Genomic DNA, 16,159 nt, shown 5'->3' with positions numbered 1-16,159 from the left:
CCGACGGCGGACCAAGCTATGGTTCGCCGCGCCAAGACTGTTTAAGGTTCAAGCATGGAGATTGACGGGTTGCCGCTGCATCCACTGGTCGTCCACGCCGTCGTGATCTTCGTGCCGCTCTCGGCGGTCGGAGCGATCGCGATCTCGGTCTCGGTCTGGGTCCGTCGTCGCTACGGCTGGCTGACCTCGGCGTTCGGGCTGATCGCGATGGTCTCGACCTTCGTGGCGCAGCGGGCGGGTCAGTCGCTGTACGAGTCGTTCCCGCGGCCGACCGAGGCGATGACCGCGCATTCCGAGATCGCCGTCGGGCTCTGGCCGTGGGTGGTGCTGCTGTTCCTCGGCGCGCTGTCGGTCACCGTCCTGCAGCACCTGATCGATCGCGGCCGGAAGGGGACCGGGCTCCGGGTCGCCAGCTGGGTCGGGATGGCGCTGGCGGTGATCAGCGGGATCGGCGCTTCGGTGCAGGTGTTCCGCGCCGGCCATTCCGGGTCGACCGCGGTCTGGGGCTAACCGGAGCCGAGGCCCTGCCAGATCGCGGCGATCGCGACCACGGCGAGCAGGCCGATCAGCACGCCGGTGACGATGGCGCGTCTGGTTCGGGGGGTCACCGCCCCAGTGTCGCGCACGACGCGCGGCGCAGCCGGGTTGGGTCTGGCATGTCGAGTCAGCGCTCCATTACGGTTCGTACATGGGTGAGCTCCGGTTGTACGCGATCGGGATCGATGAGGTCCGCGGCATGTTCGGCGCTCGCCCGGAGGAAGCGGCCCGGCTGCGCGAGGTCGCCAACCGGGCATTGGGGCCGGTGCCGGCGGCGCAGGGCGGCGGCCTGCTGTCCCGGCTCGGGCCGATCTTCCGCCGGGATCCCAACGCCCCGGTGATCTCGCCGACCCAGCCGCTGCCGGCCGACGTGGACGCGCTGCTGAACGGGTCCTACATCCCGCCGGAGCGGGTCGGCGCCACCTGGCGCCTGCTCGAGGTGCTGGTCGCCGGCTCGGCCTGGGGCTCCTCCAAGCTCGAGCTCACCTCCCGCTCCCTGGACGATCTCGACTTCGCGCTGGCCCGCGGCGGCGTGTCCGCGGCGGTCGGCTTGCGGCACCTGCTCAACTCCTCGACCAGCGTCAACCTGGTCCCGGTGCAGGGCCTGATCGTCGGCTATCACCCGTACCACAAGGCGCTCGGGATGGCGTCGGCCTACCGGGCGGCGATGCCGGAGGTCAAGACGCCGGAGCAGCAGGAACTGGTCTCCGGCCTGGTCACCTGGCTGGACGGCTTCGTCCACTGGGCCGACGTGGCGCCGCAACTGGGCCGGCCGACTCCGGACCTGATCGGCTTCTGGGTCGTTGGCTAAGGCGCGATGTTCTGGTTCAGCCGGAACACGTTGTCCGGGTCCCAGTCCTGCTTCACCTGCCGCAGCCGCGCGTACGTCGGCGTCGGATAGGCCGCCTCCGGGCCCTCGTCGATGAGGAAGTTGACGTAACTGCCGACCACCGGCGCCGGCAACTGTCGCGAACCCGCCCGAGTCCACTCCCGGGCGGCGGCACCGTCCTGACCGGGCAACCAGCTGTCGTGGAACTCGACCGCCCACCGGGCCGACCGGGGTGCGTAGGCGGTCGCGTCGGCCGGGACCCGGGCGATCGCGCCGCCGACCGCGGTCACCATCACCATCGCGAACGGTGACGGGGTGGCCTGCTTGTGCTCGATCAGCAGGTCGATCGTCGGGTCGTCGATCTCCTCGTGCAGGGAGGCCTTGAGATAGCGGCCCAGCCCGTGCTCCGACATCGGATCGATGGTCTGCTGCAGCACCGGATACGGCATCGGCTGGAACTGGTCGACCACCGGGGTGCCGAGCCGGCGCAACGGATCCAGCACCCGCTCCCCCTCCTCGGCCGGGCCCGCGTAACAGCCGGCGATGATCACGGCCGGCCGGCCGCGCAACGATTCCGGGATGTACGGTGCGGGCGGCGCGGTCGTCAACACCAGCACCTGGCCGACCTCATCCGGGGCGCCGGCGCCGAACTCCCGGAACCTCCGGAACAGGCTGGCCGCGTCCGCACCGTCGTAGATCACCGAGCCGGCGAAGACCGGGCCGAGCGGGTGCAGCCGATAGCTGAACCTGGTCACGACACCGAAGTTGCCACCGCCGCCGCGCAGGGCCCAGAACAGGTCCGGATGCTGTTCGGCGTTGGCGGTGATGATCTCGCCGGCGGCGGTGACCAGCTCGACCTCCAGCAGGTTGTCGCAGGTCAGACCGTGTTTGCGGGCCAGCCAACCCATCCCGCCGCCGAGCGTGAGCCCGCCGATGCCGGTGTGGGAGACCAGGCCGCCGGTGGTCGCCAGGCCGTGTTGCTGGGTCGCGGCATCAAGATCAGCCAGCAGGGCCCCGCCCTCGGCGACGGCGATCCTGCGTTCGGCGTCGACCTCGACCCGACGCATCCGGCTGAGGTCGACCACGACACCGCCGTCGACCGCCGAATGGCCGGGGATGCTGTGCCCGCCGCCGCGGACCGCGATCGGCAGCGCGTTGGCGCGGGCAAGGCCGATCGCCGCCGCGACGTCCGCGGCCGAGGTGCAGCGGGCGATCAGGGTGGGGCGTCGATCGATGGCGCCGTTCCAGATCCTGCGGAGTTCGTCGTAGCCGGGATCGTCGGCGAAGATCAACTCTCCGGCGAATCCGTTGGCGGCCGCGCGAAGCCCGGCTTCGAGTGTGGTCATGGGTCGCTCCCCCCGATGGTTGGTTCTGCCAGTATCGGAGTTTTCGGCCCGCCGTGTGATCCGTTGTTCTACGTACTTTCCGGGCGTTGGTGGTTACGGGTGTTCCGGGCGCTCGGCCAGCCAGTCATCGAGGGTGGCGACCCGCTGCGGGTGCTGCCGGCTCCGGGCCAGGAAGCCGGCGCCGTGCTGCGGCATCGGGTCCTGATCGGTCGGCTGATAGCGCAGGTCGACGCTCCACCGGACGTGATCGGCGTCGTTGGGGGTCGAGCTGTGCACCAGCCGGTCGTTGAACAGGATCGCCGCGCCGGCCGGCACCGGCAGGGCCACGACGCGGGCGGGCTCCAGCTCGAGCTCGTCGGCGCCGAGGGTCAGGTAGCCGGTCCCGGATCGTTGCTCGGCCTCGAAGTTCATCACCCGGTGTCGTTGGGTCCGCGGATAGACGTGCAGGCAGCCGTTCTCCAGGGTCGCGTCGACGAAGGAGATCCAGACCGTGATCACCGGGTTGGAGTTGGCGTCCGGCCAATAGGACTTGTCCTGGTGCCAGGGCACGGCGCCGGCCGCGATCCGCGGCACCTTGGGCCGGACGTTGTAGACCGGGTTGGCGAAGATCTCCGGGCCGATCAGGCTCTCCACCGCGTCCAGCACCTTCGGGTTGCTCATCAGCGTGTGGTAGCCGGCGATCCGGTCTCGCCAGCTGCGCCCGTACTGCAGGAAGTCGTCGCCGGTCAGCCCGTCGAACAGCCGGGCCAGCCGGTAGGGGAACCCGATCCCGGTCAGCGGATCGGTGATCTTGCCGGCGGCCAGCAGCTCGGCCGCGATCCGGTCCACCTTCTCGGTCAGCGCGGCTCGGACCGGCGCCATGTCCTCGTCGGAGAGCAGGTCGTTGATCACCAGATAGCCCTCGGTGTCGTACTGCTCGACCTGGGCCGCGGTCAGGCTGCCGTGGTTGCCGGCGCGCATCCGGACGTTGCCGAGTTGATCATCGTTGCGGCTGATCGCTGCTCTCATGCCCGTGAGCGTACGAAATCCGGGCCTCCGGCACGTGGTCCGGACCGATCGATCAGTGGTAGAAACCGATCATGTCCGATTCCGGCTCAACCGTCGCACTACGGATCGAGAGCCCGCCCCGGGTCGTGACCATCGGCCTCGGCCGGCACGGCGTGCGGGAGCCGGTCGAGCAGTGGCTGCTGCCCGAACTCTGCTCGGTGCACCTGTACGACTACCGGGCCGAGGTCAGGGTGGACGGCGTCGTCCATCCGATCCGTCCCGGCTCGCTGAGCATCATCCCGGCCGGCACGCCGATGGAGTTCCGCTATCGCGGGCCGTCGGAACACCTCTACGCCCACCTGCGGTTGCCCGCTCGCGGCCCGGCCGTGCCGGCCCCGGTGATCCAGGATCTCGGTGACGAGGCCGCCGCGATCCGCTCCCGGCTCACCGCGGTGATCACGGCAGGATCGGCCCGGCGATCGGCCGAGCTGTGGGCGATCCTCTGGCGGGCCGCGGTCCGGGGCGGTCGACCGGACCCGGCTGCCGCCGGTGATCATCCCGCGGTGGCCGAGGCGGTCGCGTACATCGAGGCCAACCTGGCCCGGACCATCAGGGTCGACGACATCGCCCGGGCGTCCCACCTCTCGGCCAGCCACCTGAACCGGCTGTTCCAGCAGCGGTTCGGCTCCGGGGTCGGGCACTATCTGCGGCGGCGCCGCTCAGACCGGGTGCGGCACCTGTTGACCGAGACGACTCAATCGATCGGCTCGATCGCGGCCAGCGTCGGCATCCACGACCTGCAGAACTTCAACAACTTCTGTCACGCCTGGCTGGGCGATTCACCCCGCCGGATCAGAGCCACTTCTTCTTGACCTCGGCCTCGAGGTCGACGCCGTGGTGGCGGGCCAGCAGCAGCACGTGCGCGAACACATCGGCCATCTCCTCGCCGAGGATGTCGTCGGCGTCCTCGACGTTGAACCCGTGATCACGAGACTGGCCGGTGCGGATCAGGAAGGCGCGGGTCAACTCCCCGACCTCCTCGTTCAGCTTCAGCATCATCCATTCCGGGGTCCGCTCGACCCCGAAGTGCCGGCCGTAGGACTCCGACCGGATCTCGACCTGATCGGACAGTTCACGCAACTCCATGGTCCGACCCTACGACTTCCGGTTGCTGGCGGTGAAAATGAGGGCACAGACCAGCCCGGTCAGCCAGCCCCAGTACAGCCCCCAACCACCACCGGCGCCGACCTGTCCCGCGAGCAGCAGAGGGATCCTCTCGGCCGGGTACTGGTAGAAGATCATCATCACCGGGAAGGTCGCCAGCGTGGCCAGCCAGCCACCGGCGATCGCCGCGAACCAGGTGCCGAACAGGACTGCCGCGAAGCCGCGTCGCCGGTCCGCCGCCCGCGTCACGAGCCAGGTGATCAGCAGCACCACCGCGGCCAGGACGACCAGGCCGAGCAGGGTGAAGAGCAGGCGCTCCGGCCGAATCGGATAAGGAAAGTCGACCGGCGTGTAGAACAGGAACCGGAACGGCAGGTGATCCCAGCCGGCCATCATGGTCGCGAAGCTGATCAGACCACAGATCAGGGCTCCGAGCGGGGCGAGCACCATCGCGGCGATCAGCACCAGGGCGACCCGCGGCCGGGTCAGGTCCGGACTCTGCACAGGTACGGTCACCCGGTGAGGATAGTGGTCCGGGGGGGTCCGGGTCAGCCGGCCGACTCGATCAGCCGGGACCGCAGGCGGTCGACGGCTTCGCTGCCGAGTCCGCCGCGCCGCAGGTAGGCCTCGGTGCCGCCGTAGCCGCTGTCGAGATGATCAAGCATCGCGATCATCGTCTCCGGCCGACTGCTGAGCTCCTCGGCCAACTGCTCACGTTCGGTCGGATCCGTCGCCGCGGCGAGCCACTCGTTGAAGAGGGCGCGGGTCTGCTCACTGACCGCGGCATAGTCGGCCGCGATCGCCTCGGCCGACACTCCGGCCAGGCTGAGGGCGAGCGCCACCACCGTGCCGGACCGGTCCTTGCCGGAATGACAGTGCACCACGACAGCGCCGGCCGGAGCGGTGGCGACCGCCTCGACGGCGGCGGCGTACAGGTCGGGATTGAGGTCCAGGTTGATCACGTAGTTCTCGCCGAGGCGCAACGCCGGGTCCCACGGATCATCCGGCCGGGCCAGGATTCGGTTGCAGTGCAGCGCTTCACCGGCGAACGGCGACGGGTCGTGCTCGCACTCCGCCGCTGATCGGAGGTCAAGGATCCGACCGATCCCGGCCTCCCGGACGATCTTGATCCCAGCCTCGGTCAGCCGGGTCAGATTGTCCGATCTGATCAACGCCCCGGCCGCGATCCGCCCACCGCCGGCTGTCGCCAATCCCCCAAGATCACGAACGTTGATGCAGTCGGGCCAGTCCAGGATCTGCGATGTCGGCACAGTTCAGCTGATCATGATGGCAGTCCCGCTGTCCAGCCAGGCCGGCTTGATCACCAGAGGCGACCCCACCTTCGCCCCACCTTCTCGACCCTCGCCCCCTAAACAGATGGCGCGAAGAGCGAGCAAGTGGGGCGAAGGTCTGTCATGAGGGGTTGATGACCAGGACGAGGTCGCCGCCCTCTGCCTGCTGGACGCGGCCGATGGCGAGGCGTTGCACCGTGCCGGCGATCGGGGCGGTGATCGAGGCTTCCATCTTCATCGCCTCGATCGTGGCGACGGTGGCGCCGGCCTCGACCTGATCACCCTCGGCGACGGTCACGCTGACGACGCCGGCGAACGGCGCGGCGACGTGGCCCGGATTGCTCGAGTCGGCCCGTTCTGCGGCCTTGACGTCGACCTTGATCGAATTGTCGCGGACCCGGATCGGCCGGAGCTGGCCGTTGAGCGTGCACATGACGGTGCGCATGCCGCGCTCGTCGGCGTCGCCGATCGCCTCCAGGCCCAAGATCAAACTGACGCCCTTGCCCAGCCGGGCAACGTGCTCGTCGCCGGAGCGCAGGCCGTACAGGTAATCCAGGGTGTCCAGCCGGCCGACGTGACCATACGTCTCGCGCGCGGCCTCGAATTCCTTGGTCGGGCCAGGGAAGAGCAAACGGTTCAGCGTCATCTGGCGGTCCCGACCGGGCTTGTCCAGCGCCGCGGAGTCCTCGTCGTTCAGTTCGCCGCGGGTCGCCGGCACCTTCCGCCCCTGCAGGGCCTTGGTCCGGAACGGCTCCGGCCAGCCGCCGGGCGGATCGCCCAGCTCGCCGTTCAGGAAGCCGATCACCGAGTCCGGGACGTCGTAGTTGGCCGGGTTTTCGGCGAAGTCGGCCGGGTCGGCGCCGACTGCGACCAGGTGCAGAGCAAGATCACCGACCACCTTCGACGACGGCGTGACCTTGGTCGGCCGGCCCAGGATCCTGTTGGCCGCGGTGTACATCGCCTCGATCTGCTCGAACTTGTCGCCGAGGCCGAGGGCGATCGCCTGCTGCCGCAGGTTGGACAGCTGACCACCCGGGATTTCATGATCATAAACCCGGCCGGTCGGGCTGGGCAGACCGGACTCGAACGGCAGATAGATCTTGCGTACGGCCTCCCAGTACGGCTCCAGGTCCATCACCGCGCGAAGATCAAGATTGGTCGACCGCTCGGTGTTGGCCAGCGCGGCGACCAGCGCCGAGGCCGGCGGCTGGCTGGTGGTCGACGACATCGGCGCGCTGGCCACGTCGACCGCGTCCACTCCGGCGTCGACCGCGGCCAGCAGCGTGCCGATCTGGCCGCCGGCGGTGTCGTGGGTGTGCAGGTGCACCGGCAGGTCGAACCGGTCCCGCAGCGCGGACACCAGGGTGCGGGCGGCCGGCGGCCGGAGCAGCCCGGCCATGTCCTTGATCGCCAGGATGTGCGCCCCGGCCTCGACCATCCGCTCGGCCAGCCGGAGGTAGTAGTCGAGTGTGTAGAGGTCCTCGCCCGGGTTGGACAGGTCACCGCTGTAGCAGAGCGCGACCTCGGCGATGGTCGTCCCGGTCTCGCGTACGGCCTCGATCGCCGGCCGCATCTGCTCGACGTCGTTCAGCGCATCGAAGATCCGGAAGATGTCGATCCCGACCTCGGCCGCCTCGGCCACGAACGAGCTGGTCACCTTGGCCGGATACGGCGTGTAGCCGACGGTGTTCCGGCCGCGGAGCAGCATCTGCAGGCAGAGCCCGGGCATGTTGTAGCGCAGCGCCGCGAGCCGCTCCCAGGGGTCCTCGTTGAGGAACCGCAACGCGACGTCATAGGTGGCGCCGCCCCAGCACTCGACCGAGAACAGTTCCGGCGTCATCCGGCCGACGTACGGCGCGATCCGCAGCAGGTCCTTGGTCCGCACCCGGGTCGCCAACAGCGACTGGTGCGCGTCCCGGAACGTGGTGTCGGTGACCTCGACCCCGGTCCGGGCGCGCAGGTCGGCGGCGAAGCCTTCCGGCCCGAGCTCGAGCAGCCGCTGCCGGGAGCCGTGCGGCGACGGCTGGGCCAGGTCGACGCCGGCCGGCCGCTTCTCTCCCGGATCGAGCAGGGTCGGCGGTTCGCCGTTGGGCTGGTTGACCGTCACCTCGGCCAGCCAGCGAAGCAGCCGGGTGCCGCGGTCGCCCGGGGCGTGGGTGGTCAGCAGCTCCGGCCGCTGCTCGATGAAGCCGGTCGAGACGTCGCCGGCGAGGAAGTCGTGATCTTCCAGAACCGCTTGCAGGAAAGGGATGTTGGTGCTGACACCGCGGATCCGGAACTCGGCCAGCGCCCGCCGGGCCCGGGCGATCGCGGCCGGAAACGTACGACCGCGGCAGGTCAGCTTGACCAGCATCGAGTCGAAGTGGGCGCTGATCTCGGCGCCGGTGGCCGCGGTGCCGCCGTCCAGCCGGACCCCCGCACCGCCGGCCGAACGATAGGCCGTGATCGTGCCGGTGTCCGGGCGGAAGCCGTTGGCCGGGTCCTCGGTGGTGATCCGGCACTGCAGCGCGGCGCCGTTGATCCGGACCACGTCCTGGCTCAACCCGAGATCCTCGAGTGTCTCCCCCGAGGCGATCCGCAGCTGCGCCTGGACCAGGTCGACGTCGGTGATCTCCTCGGTGACCGTGTGCTCGACCTGGATCCGCGGGTTCATCTCGATGAAGACATGCTGACCGGCCCGCTCGCCCTCGGTCTCGACCAGGAACTCGACGGTGCCGGCGCAGGAATAGCCGAGCGACCGGGCGAACTTCACCGCGTCGGCGCACAGCGCCGCCCGCAGCTCCTCGCTGATGTTGGGCGCCGGCGCGATCTCGACGACCTTCTGGTGCCGGCGCTGGATCGAGCAGTCCCGCTCGAACAGGTGCATCGTCTCGCCGGTGTTGTCGGCCAGCACCTGGACCTCGATGTGCCGCGGCCGGCCGACCGCCTGCTCGATGAAAACGGTCGGGTCACCGAAGGCGCCCTCCGCCTCGCGCATCGCCGCGGCCAGGGCCTCGGGCAGCGCCTCCGGGGTGTCGACCCGGCGCATGCCGCGGCCACCGCCGCCGGCCACGGCCTTGACGAAGACCGGGAAGCCGATCTCGCTCGCCCCGGCCAGCAGGGTCTCCTCATCGTCCGACGGAGGCGTGGAGCGCAGCGTCGGGATGCCCGCCTCCTTGGCCGCGGCCAGCGCCCGGACCTTGTTGCCGGCCAGCTCCAGCACGTCGGCCGGCGGGCCGATGAAGGTGATGCCGGCCTCGTCGCAGGCCCTGGCCAGGTCCGGGTTCTCGCTCAGGAAGCCGTAACCGGGATAGATCGCGTCGGCGCCGCACTGCTTGGCGGCCCGGATGATCTCGGCCACGTCCAGGTAGGCCCGGACCGGGTGCCCCTTCTCGCCGATCAGGTACGCCTCGTCGGCCTTGATGCGGTGGACGGCGTTGCGGTCCTCGTACGGGTAGACGGCGACGGTGGCCGCCCCCAACTCGTACGCGGCACGGAAGGCTCGGACGGCGATTTCGCCCCGATTGGCGACCAAGACCTTGGCGAACATGCCTGTGAATCTATCTGCCGCCGTTCCGAAATCCCTTCCCGGGTGATGTCGATCTGAGACCGGCCGCGTCGTCGGTGGGGCAAATCGGAGCTACTGAAGGAGCGCGTCATGACCTGCGTCGAGACCCAGCCGAAGGCCGTCACCCGCACCGAGGCAGCGCCTGCGCGGCGGGTCCGCTCCGGGCTGGTGCTGGCCCTGGCCTGCACCGCCCAGGCGATGATCGGCCTGGACATGGCGATCGTCAACGTCGCGTTGCCGTCGATCCAGACCGATCTCGGGGTCGGTCACGGCGCGGTGCAGTGGGTGATCGTCGCCTACGGACTGCTGCTCGGCGGCTTCCTGCTGTTCGGCGGCCGGCTGTCCGACCAGCTCGGCCGGCGACGGATCTTCGTCACCGGGCTCGCCATCTTCACCGCCGCGTCGCTGCTGGCCGGGGTCGCGCCGAACGCCGGGGTGTTGATCGCGGCCCGGGCCGTGCAGGGCTTCGGCGCCGCGCTGATCGCTCCGGCCGCACTGTCGCTGATCGCCGTCACCTTCGCCGAGGGGCGCGAGCGCAACCGGGCGTTCGGCTTCTTCGGCGCCGTCGGCGGAGTCTCCGGGTCGGTCGGCGTGGTCGCCAGCGGCCTGCTCACCGGCGGACCCGGCTGGCGTTGGGCCTTCTTGATCAACATTCCGGCCGGGGCGCTGATGATCACCCTCGCGCTCGTCTTCCTCGCTGTTGATCATGCCGGCCGGCGGACGGCCCGGTTGGATGTCGCCGGGGCGACCACGGTGACCGGCGGTCTGCTGCTCCTCGTCTACGCCCTGCACCACGGCGCCAGTCACGGCTGGGTTTCCGTCTCGACGTGGGGGTTGTTCGCGGCGGCGGTGGGGCTGTTGATCATCTTCGTCCGAATCGAGGCCCGCTCGCAGGCTCCCCTGGTGCCGCCGGCGACCTGGCGGAACCGTACCCTCGTCGTCGCCAACGTCACCGCGTTCCTGGCCACCTGCGCATTTTTGGCCTTCATCTTCATCGGGTCGTTGCTGATGCAGCAGGCGCTGGGCTATTCACCGCTGCTGACCGGCGTTGCCTGGCTGGCCACGACGGCGACGATCCTGCCGGTGGCCCTGGTCGGCGCCCGACTGGCCGCCGTGGTCGGCGTCCGGCCGCTGCTGCTCGTCGGCCTGTCGCTGTTCGGGGCCGGGGCGCTGTGGTTGGCCCGGATCCCGGCCGACGGCAGCTATCTGACCGACCTGTTGCCGGCCTTCCTGGCCGCCGGGTTCGGCTTCGGGCTCTGTGGCCCCGCCCTGCAGATCAGTGCCCTGTCGGGCGTTTCCCAGGCCGACGCGGGGCTGGCTTCCGGGCTGCTCGAGACCATGCGTGAGGTCGGCGGCGCCGCCGGTGTCGCGGCGGTGGCCACCGTGCTGGTGGCGGGGGCCGGGCTGGCCGGCTTCCACCTGGCCTTCGGCTTCATCGGACTGCTGGCTCTCCTGGCCGCGCTGACCGCCGCGATCGGATTCGCCCGCGGATGTCGATCCGACGCCGGTTCCTTCGTCGGTGGGGCAAAGCGGATCTCTTGAAGGAGGGTGTCATGTCCAAGGTCGAAACCCAGCCGGCTCCCGCCCGGGTGGCCCACGCGGGCCTGGTGTTGGGGCTGGCGTGCGCCGCCCAGGCGGTGATCAGCCTCGATATGGCCATCGTCGCCGTCGCGTTGCCGTCGATCCAGACCGATCTCGGGGTCGGTCCCGGCGCGGTGCAGTGGGTCATGGTCGCGTACGGGCTGCTGCTCGGCGGGTTCCTGCTGTTCGGGGGCCGGCTGGTCGACCAGCTCGGTCGGCGGCGGATCTTCGTCGCCGGTCTGACCGCCTTCACCGTCGCCTCGCTGCTGGCCGGCACCGCCCAGCACGCCGCCGTCCTGATCGGCGCTCGGGCCGTCCAGGGTTTCGGTGCCGCGCTGATCGCACCGGCCGCGCTGTCGCTGCTCGCGGTGACCTTCGCCGAGGGCCAAGAGCGCAACCGGGCGTTCGGCTTCTTCGGCGCCGTCGGCGGTGTCGCCGCGTCTGTCGGTGTGGTTGCCAGTGGGCTGCTCACCGCCGGTCCGGGCTGGCGCTGGGCCTTCCTGATCAACCTTCCGGTCGGGATCGCCATGATCATCCTCGCGCTGGTCTTCCTACCGGCCGACCGCCCCGGCCGGCGGACCGCCCGGCTCGACGTCGCCGGGGCGACGACGGTGACCGGCGGTCTGCTGCTCTTCGTCTACGCCCTGCATCACGGCTCCGGGCACGGTTGGCTCTCCCTGTCCACACTGGCGCTGTTTGCGGCGTCGGTCGCGTTGCTGATCATCTTCGCCCGGATCGAGGCCCGGTCGCCGGCGCCGTTGGTGCCGCCCTCGACCTGGCGCAACCGGAGCCTGGTGATCACCAATCTGACCGCGTTCCTGGCCACCTGCGGCTTCCTGGCGTTCATCTTCACCGGGTCGCTGCTGATGCAGCAGGTGCTCGGCTATTCGCCGCTGCTGGCCGGGTTGGCCTGGCTGGCGACGACGGCGACGATCCTGCCGGTGGCCATGATCGGCGGCCGGCTTGCCGGCCTGGTCGGAGTCCGTACGCTGCTGCTGGTCGGCCTGGCCCTGTTCGCCGCGGCGGCGCTGTGGTTGACCAGGATCCCGGCCGATGGCAACTTCGCGATCGACCTGCTGCCGGCCTTCCTGGCGGCCGGGATCGGCTTCGGCCTCTGTGAGCCCGCGCTGCAGATCAGCGCGCTGTCGGGGGTGTCGGAGGAGGACACCGGGTTGGCGTCCGGCCTGATCGAGACGATGCGTGAGGTCGGCGGCGCGGCCGGGGTCGCGGTGGTGGCGACGGTGCTCGTCGCCGGCGGCGGGCTGGCCGGCTTCCACCTGGCCTTCGCCGTCATCGGTGGCTTGATCATCTTGGCGGTGATCACCGCGGTCGTCGGGTTCACCCGTCGGGTTCGTTGAGGATCGCATCCAGGCAGCGGCTGGTCGGCCAGGCGCCGTTGGACGTGTTGGCGATGACCGTGTAGGTCGCGCCGGCCGCCGGGTCGTGGACGCTGCGGTACGAGACACCCGCATCCATCCCCACGAGCATCACCCGGTCGCCGCCGGCCGGTCGCCAGAAGCCGAGACCGTACCGCGGCTCACCCTCCTGATCGGAGGTCGGGCTGGGTTGCAGCATCCGGTCCAGGGTCGGCGCGGTGATGATCTTGTGTGCGAACAGCGCCGCCCAGAACCGGTGCTGGTCGGCGACGGTGGTGTAGAGCCCACCGTCGCCGGTGCCCCGGACCGGAAGGTGGAACACGTTGGTCCGCCAGTGCCCGTCGATCTCGACGTATCCGACGGCGGCCCGTCCGGGCAGATCATCGGAGCGGAGGAACGCGCTGTCGCTCATGCCGGCCGGCCGGCAGACAAGCTCTTCGACCAGCTCGTGATAGCCGGCGCCGGCGACCCGGGGGAACTTGGTCGGGTAGCCGTCCAGCACCGGCAGGAAATCCTCGGTGGTGGCGAGCCGGTGCACCGAGACCGGCATCGGATAGTCCTCGGCCGAGTCGGTCTCCTCGTCCAGGTAGTCGCCGATCCCGGACCGATGCGCCAGCAGGTGCTCCACCGTCACGTCGTCGGCGATCAGCGGAAGATCAGCTCCGACAACGGTCCGGGCCGGCGTCGACCAGGTCAGCTGACCCGGTCTCGGCCGCGACCTGGTCGACCCGTTCCGCGGCGGTGATCATGAACTCAGCCGATGGAGACGCTGGCCAGGCCGAAGCGGACGATGATCTGGCCGGAGACCTGCTGCGGCTGCGGCTCGAGGTCAACCTCGATCTGGTCGGCCACCGACCCACCGGCGCGGGCGAACATCGCCACCGGCCGCGGGCCGCCGTAGCCGGCCTCGGTGTCGCTGATCTCGATCAGCTCGGCGACCCGGCCGCCGAAGCCGGCCGCGTAGTCGGCGGCGCGGGCCCGGGCATCCTCGATCGCCGCCAGCCGGGCCGCCCGGAAGGCGGGATTGTCCCGGCGCAACGACCAGTCCGGCCCGTCGACCTGGCCGTTGGGCAGATCGGCGATCGCCAGCAGCAGCGGCGACAACGCGTCGAAGTCGTGCAGCACCACCCGGGTGTGCTGGCTGCCCCGATAACCGGTGATCTTGCTCTGGCCGCGCTTGCCGAACACCGGGCTGACCTGGGCGCCGGTGGTGGCCCGCTCCTCGATCGCCGCCGCATGCTGATCAAGCGTCCGGCCGAGGTCGGCACCGGTCTTGGACAGCTCGGCCCAGACCGCGCGGGCGTCCTGACCGGAGCCGTGCAGCGTGACCCGCAGGCCGGCGAGATCGGGCGGCACCTCGAGCTCGGCCTCGCCGCGGACGGTGACGATCGGTGTGGTCATACTCAGAAGCTACATCGAGATGCGTAGATTGTGTCCATGATCGATTCGGTGATCCGTGTCGGCGTGGTCGGCGCCGGGGGCAACACCAAGCTGCACCACATCCCGAAACTGCAGGCGATCGACGGGGTCGAGGTCGTCGCGGTCAGCAACCGCAGTGTCGCGTCGTCGGAGGCCGTGGCGGACGAGTTCGGCATCGACACGGTGTACGGGCACTGGTCGGAGTTGATCTCCGACGACAGCCTGGACGCGATCGTGATCGGCACCTGGCCCAACCTGCACGCCCGGGTCACGATCGCCGCGCTGGAGGCCGGCAAACATGTGCTGTGCGAGGCCCGGCTGGCCCGCAACGTCGCGGAGGCCCGCCGGATGATCAGTGCGGCCGAACGGCAGCCGCAATTGATCACCCAGGTGGTGCCGTCGCCGTTCACCCTGCCGCTCGACGCGACCGTGTCCCGGTTGATCGGCGAAGGTTTCCTCGGTGACCTGGTGGCCGTCGAGATCACCGAACGGTCCGGCTTCGCCGATCCCGGCGCCGCCCGCACCTGGCGCCAGGACACGGAGATCAGCGGCGTCAACCTGATGACCCTGGGCATCTGGTACGAGCCGTTGCTGCGCTGGGTCGGCGAAGCGTCCTGGGTGATGGCCGCGGGCAAGATCGTGAACCCCCGGCGCCCCGGGACCGACGGCGGATTCGAGACCGTCGACGTCCCCGATCACCTCGACGTGATCGGCGCCCTGACCTGTGGCGCCCAACTACGGATCGGCATCTCCCAGGTGATCGGGCACGCGCCGCCGAACGGGATCTGGCTGTACGGTCGCGACGGCACCCTGAGGATCAGCGACGGCGGACTCTTCGGCGGCCGTCGCGACGATGATCAACTATCCCCCATCGACATCCCGGACGGGATCGGCTGGCGGGTCGAAGAGGAATTCATCGGCGCCATCCGCGGCACCGAACCGATCCGCCGCACCACCTTCGCCGACGGCCTCCGCTACATGATCTTCACCGAAGCAGTCTGGCGCAGCATCCGCGAGCGACGAACCGTAATCCTCAGCGAACTCTCCTGATCATGATCAACTCTGCGCCGTAGCGGTCTTCGCTCCCTGAGCCCGTCGAAGGGCAAACCAGCTCGCCCACCGCTCCAGCACCGCAAGATCATCCGACCTTTGCCCCCTTCGACAAGCTCAGGACGGCGCTTCGACAGGCTCAGCCTGGATCCACCGATGGGCGCCGTAGCGAGCGGCACCCGAGGGGTGCGCTGGTACGTCGCCGGCGCGAGGGCGGACGAGGGGGCGAGGAGCCGGAAAAGGTTCCGGTTTCTGGGCCGTTGGAAGCCGAAAGACGCACCGAGGACGGGCGGGTTGGTGCGGTTCGAGCGGCGCGGCCGGCTGCCGGACGGTTGTGGTGGTCGGGTTCGGCCGCCCGAGGTCGGTTCGTGCGGTGAGTGGACGCTTTGGCCACGATTTCTGCGTTCTGCCTGGCCAAAGTGTCCACTCGCCGCCCCGGGTCCAGCGCACCAACCGGAAGCCGGCCACTTCAGCCGAGTCCCCGGCTCGCCGCCTGTCCTTAGCGCGTTCTTCTTATCGCCCTACGACCAATCGATGCCCGCGGAGCAGGCGCCCATCGGTAGCTCCGGGCTCTCAGGGAACGAACACCCAAGCCAGCCGGAACGATCACCCGGCCATGCGACGCTGCAGCGACTGCACAGCGGGCATACCCTCCACCGTTCACCACTGGTCGATCTCCCACCGCTAGCAGGCAGGCGATCTCGCTTCGTTCCCTGAGCCCGTCGAAGGGCAGACCGGATCGCGGCCGGGTCGGTCCCGGAATCGTGGTCGAACAGAGTGTCAGTGGTGCCGGATAGCGTTGCAGGTATGGAATCGGGGGCTGCGGTGATCGACGGCGACGGAGTCGTCATCGACCTGCCCACGCTCGACACCGACCAAACACTGGGCTTCACCAACACCGCGTTCGCCCTGCAGCGGCGGGCCGAGTCCAACCAACTCCAGATCGCCGCCCACTGGGCCGATCTGCACTCCGGCGACGCCCTCGACCACAACACGACCGCCCTACCCGGCCGCGAACGCTCCCGCGGCAT

15 protein-coding genes are annotated in these 16,159 nt (G+C 69.9%); 7 read left to right on the top strand and 8 right to left on the bottom strand.

Features of this window, described 5'->3' with window-relative positions; all coding sequences use genetic code 11:
* Positions 1-54 precede the first annotated feature (54 nt).
* Together FNH24_RS06275 and FNH24_RS06270 are read left to right on the top strand one after the other, a co-directional pair.
* Entirely contained in the window at positions 55-510 is a 456-nt protein-coding gene (locus tag FNH24_RS06275) for a DUF2231 domain-containing protein (RefSeq protein WP_152361308.1), read from the top strand.
* 178 nt (positions 511-688) lie between these two features.
* Positions 689-1,348 carry a DUF7691 family protein gene (locus tag FNH24_RS06270; protein WP_152361307.1) on the top strand — a complete coding sequence of 220 codons (660 nt, stop codon included), beginning with the start codon at positions 689-691 and terminating at the stop codon, positions 1,346-1,348.
* Here FNH24_RS06270 and FNH24_RS06265 read toward each other — a convergent pair.
* A complete protein-coding gene (locus tag FNH24_RS06265; protein ID WP_152361306.1) occupies positions 1,345-2,712 on the bottom strand; it encodes an FAD-binding oxidoreductase in 1,368 nt (455 codons plus the stop codon). The two genes, FNH24_RS06270 and FNH24_RS06265, sit on opposite strands and share 4 nt — an antisense overlap.
* Before the next feature lie 93 nt (positions 2,713-2,805).
* Positions 2,806-3,720 (bottom strand): phytanoyl-CoA dioxygenase family protein, encoded by a 915-nt coding sequence (locus FNH24_RS06260; protein WP_152361305.1) that lies wholly within the window; start codon positions 3,718-3,720, stop codon positions 2,806-2,808.
* A gap of 71 nt (positions 3,721-3,791) precedes the next feature.
* Here FNH24_RS06260 and FNH24_RS06255 point away from each other — a divergent pair, with 71 nt between their 5' ends.
* Positions 3,792-4,571, top strand: coding sequence for a helix-turn-helix domain-containing protein (locus FNH24_RS06255; RefSeq protein WP_152361304.1), 780 nt, complete (start codon positions 3,792-3,794; stop codon positions 4,569-4,571).
* Here FNH24_RS06255 and FNH24_RS06250 read toward each other — a convergent pair.
* The 4 genes from FNH24_RS06250 to FNH24_RS06235 all read right to left on the bottom strand — a co-directional run bounded on the left by FNH24_RS06250 (position 4,552) and on the right by FNH24_RS06235 (position 9,684).
* Entirely contained in the window at positions 4,552-4,845 is a 294-nt protein-coding gene (locus FNH24_RS06250; RefSeq protein ID WP_152361303.1) for a MazG nucleotide pyrophosphohydrolase domain-containing protein, read from the bottom strand. The genes FNH24_RS06255 and FNH24_RS06250 overlap by 20 nt on opposite strands.
* A 9-nt stretch (positions 4,846-4,854) precedes the next feature.
* Entirely contained in the window at positions 4,855-5,379 is a 525-nt protein-coding gene (locus tag FNH24_RS06245) for a hypothetical protein (RefSeq protein ID WP_152361302.1), read from the bottom strand.
* Positions 5,380-5,411: 32 nt separating this feature from the next.
* Positions 5,412-6,134: a tyrosine-protein phosphatase gene (locus FNH24_RS06240; RefSeq protein ID WP_152361301.1), complete on the bottom strand. Its 723-nt coding sequence runs from the start codon at positions 6,132-6,134 to the stop codon at positions 5,412-5,414.
* 142 nt (positions 6,135-6,276) lie between these two features.
* Entirely contained in the window at positions 6,277-9,684 is a 3,408-nt protein-coding gene (locus FNH24_RS06235; RefSeq protein ID WP_152361300.1) for a pyruvate carboxylase, read from the bottom strand.
* Between the two features lie 108 nt (positions 9,685-9,792).
* Between FNH24_RS06235 and FNH24_RS06230 the strand changes: the two genes are divergently transcribed.
* Together FNH24_RS06230 and FNH24_RS06225 are read left to right on the top strand one after the other, a co-directional pair.
* Positions 9,793-11,244, top strand: coding sequence for an MFS transporter (locus FNH24_RS06230; RefSeq protein WP_217428068.1), 1,452 nt, complete (start codon positions 9,793-9,795; stop codon positions 11,242-11,244).
* Positions 11,245-11,255: 11 nt separating this feature from the next.
* On the top strand, positions 11,256-12,641 hold the full coding sequence (locus tag FNH24_RS06225) for an MFS transporter (RefSeq protein ID WP_217428067.1): 1,386 nt from the start codon (positions 11,256-11,258) through the stop codon (positions 12,639-12,641).
* On the opposite strand, the gene FNH24_RS06220 is transcribed toward FNH24_RS06225, so the two are convergent.
* Both FNH24_RS06220 and FNH24_RS06215 read right to left on the bottom strand, forming a co-directional pair.
* Positions 12,622-13,293, bottom strand: a complete 672-nt coding sequence (locus FNH24_RS06220; protein ID WP_217428066.1) for a serine hydrolase domain-containing protein — start codon at positions 13,291-13,293, stop codon at positions 12,622-12,624. The genes FNH24_RS06225 and FNH24_RS06220 overlap by 20 nt on opposite strands.
* A gap of 119 nt (positions 13,294-13,412) precedes the next feature.
* Complete coding sequence (locus FNH24_RS06215) at positions 13,413-14,060, bottom strand: SIMPL domain-containing protein (protein ID WP_152361298.1); 648 nt, start codon at positions 14,058-14,060, stop codon at positions 13,413-13,415.
* Between the two features lie 36 nt (positions 14,061-14,096).
* Between FNH24_RS06215 and FNH24_RS06210 the strand changes: the two genes are divergently transcribed.
* Together FNH24_RS06210 and FNH24_RS06205 are read left to right on the top strand one after the other, a co-directional pair.
* Positions 14,097-15,128, top strand: coding sequence for a Gfo/Idh/MocA family protein (locus tag FNH24_RS06210; protein WP_152361297.1), 1,032 nt, complete (start codon positions 14,097-14,099; stop codon positions 15,126-15,128).
* A gap of 807 nt (positions 15,129-15,935) precedes the next feature.
* Positions 15,936-16,159: hypothetical protein (locus FNH24_RS06205; protein WP_152361296.1), on the top strand; the 224-nt coding region annotated here is incomplete at its 3' end.

The organism is Microlunatus speluncae, from assembly GCF_009299835.1.
GTDB lineage: Bacteria > Actinomycetota > Actinomycetes > Propionibacteriales > Propionibacteriaceae > Microlunatus > Microlunatus speluncae.
Note: the sequence above shows the minus strand (reverse complement) of the source record. Positions and strands in the feature narration are given on the sequence as shown.

Bases quoted from the DNA above. Each gene is read 5' to 3' on its own strand.
- FNH24_RS06260 (WP_152361305.1), bottom strand. From the start codon at position 3,720: ATGAGAGCAGCGATCAGCCGCAACGATGATCAACTCGGCAACGTCCGG.
- FNH24_RS06235 (WP_152361300.1), bottom strand. From the start codon at position 9,684: ATGTTCGCCAAGGTCTTGGTCGCCAATCGGGGCGAAATCGCCGTCCGA.
- FNH24_RS06270 (WP_152361307.1), top strand. From the start codon at position 689: ATGGGTGAGCTCCGGTTGTACGCGATCGGGATCGATGAGGTCCGCGGC.
- FNH24_RS06255 (WP_152361304.1), top strand. From the start codon at position 3,792: ATGTCCGATTCCGGCTCAACCGTCGCACTACGGATCGAGAGCCCGCCC.
- FNH24_RS06210 (WP_152361297.1), top strand. From the start codon at position 14,097: ATGATCGATTCGGTGATCCGTGTCGGCGTGGTCGGCGCCGGGGGCAAC.
- FNH24_RS06250 (WP_152361303.1), bottom strand. From the start codon at position 4,845: ATGGAGTTGCGTGAACTGTCCGATCAGGTCGAGATCCGGTCGGAGTCC.
- FNH24_RS06225 (WP_217428067.1), top strand. From the start codon at position 11,256: ATGTCCAAGGTCGAAACCCAGCCGGCTCCCGCCCGGGTGGCCCACGCG.
- FNH24_RS06215 (WP_152361298.1), bottom strand. From the start codon at position 14,060: ATGACCACACCGATCGTCACCGTCCGCGGCGAGGCCGAGCTCGAGGTG.
- FNH24_RS06275 (WP_152361308.1), top strand. From the start codon at position 55: ATGGAGATTGACGGGTTGCCGCTGCATCCACTGGTCGTCCACGCCGTC.
- FNH24_RS06230 (WP_217428068.1), top strand. From the start codon at position 9,793: ATGACCTGCGTCGAGACCCAGCCGAAGGCCGTCACCCGCACCGAGGCA.
- FNH24_RS06265 (WP_152361306.1), bottom strand. From the start codon at position 2,712: ATGACCACACTCGAAGCCGGGCTTCGCGCGGCCGCCAACGGATTCGCC.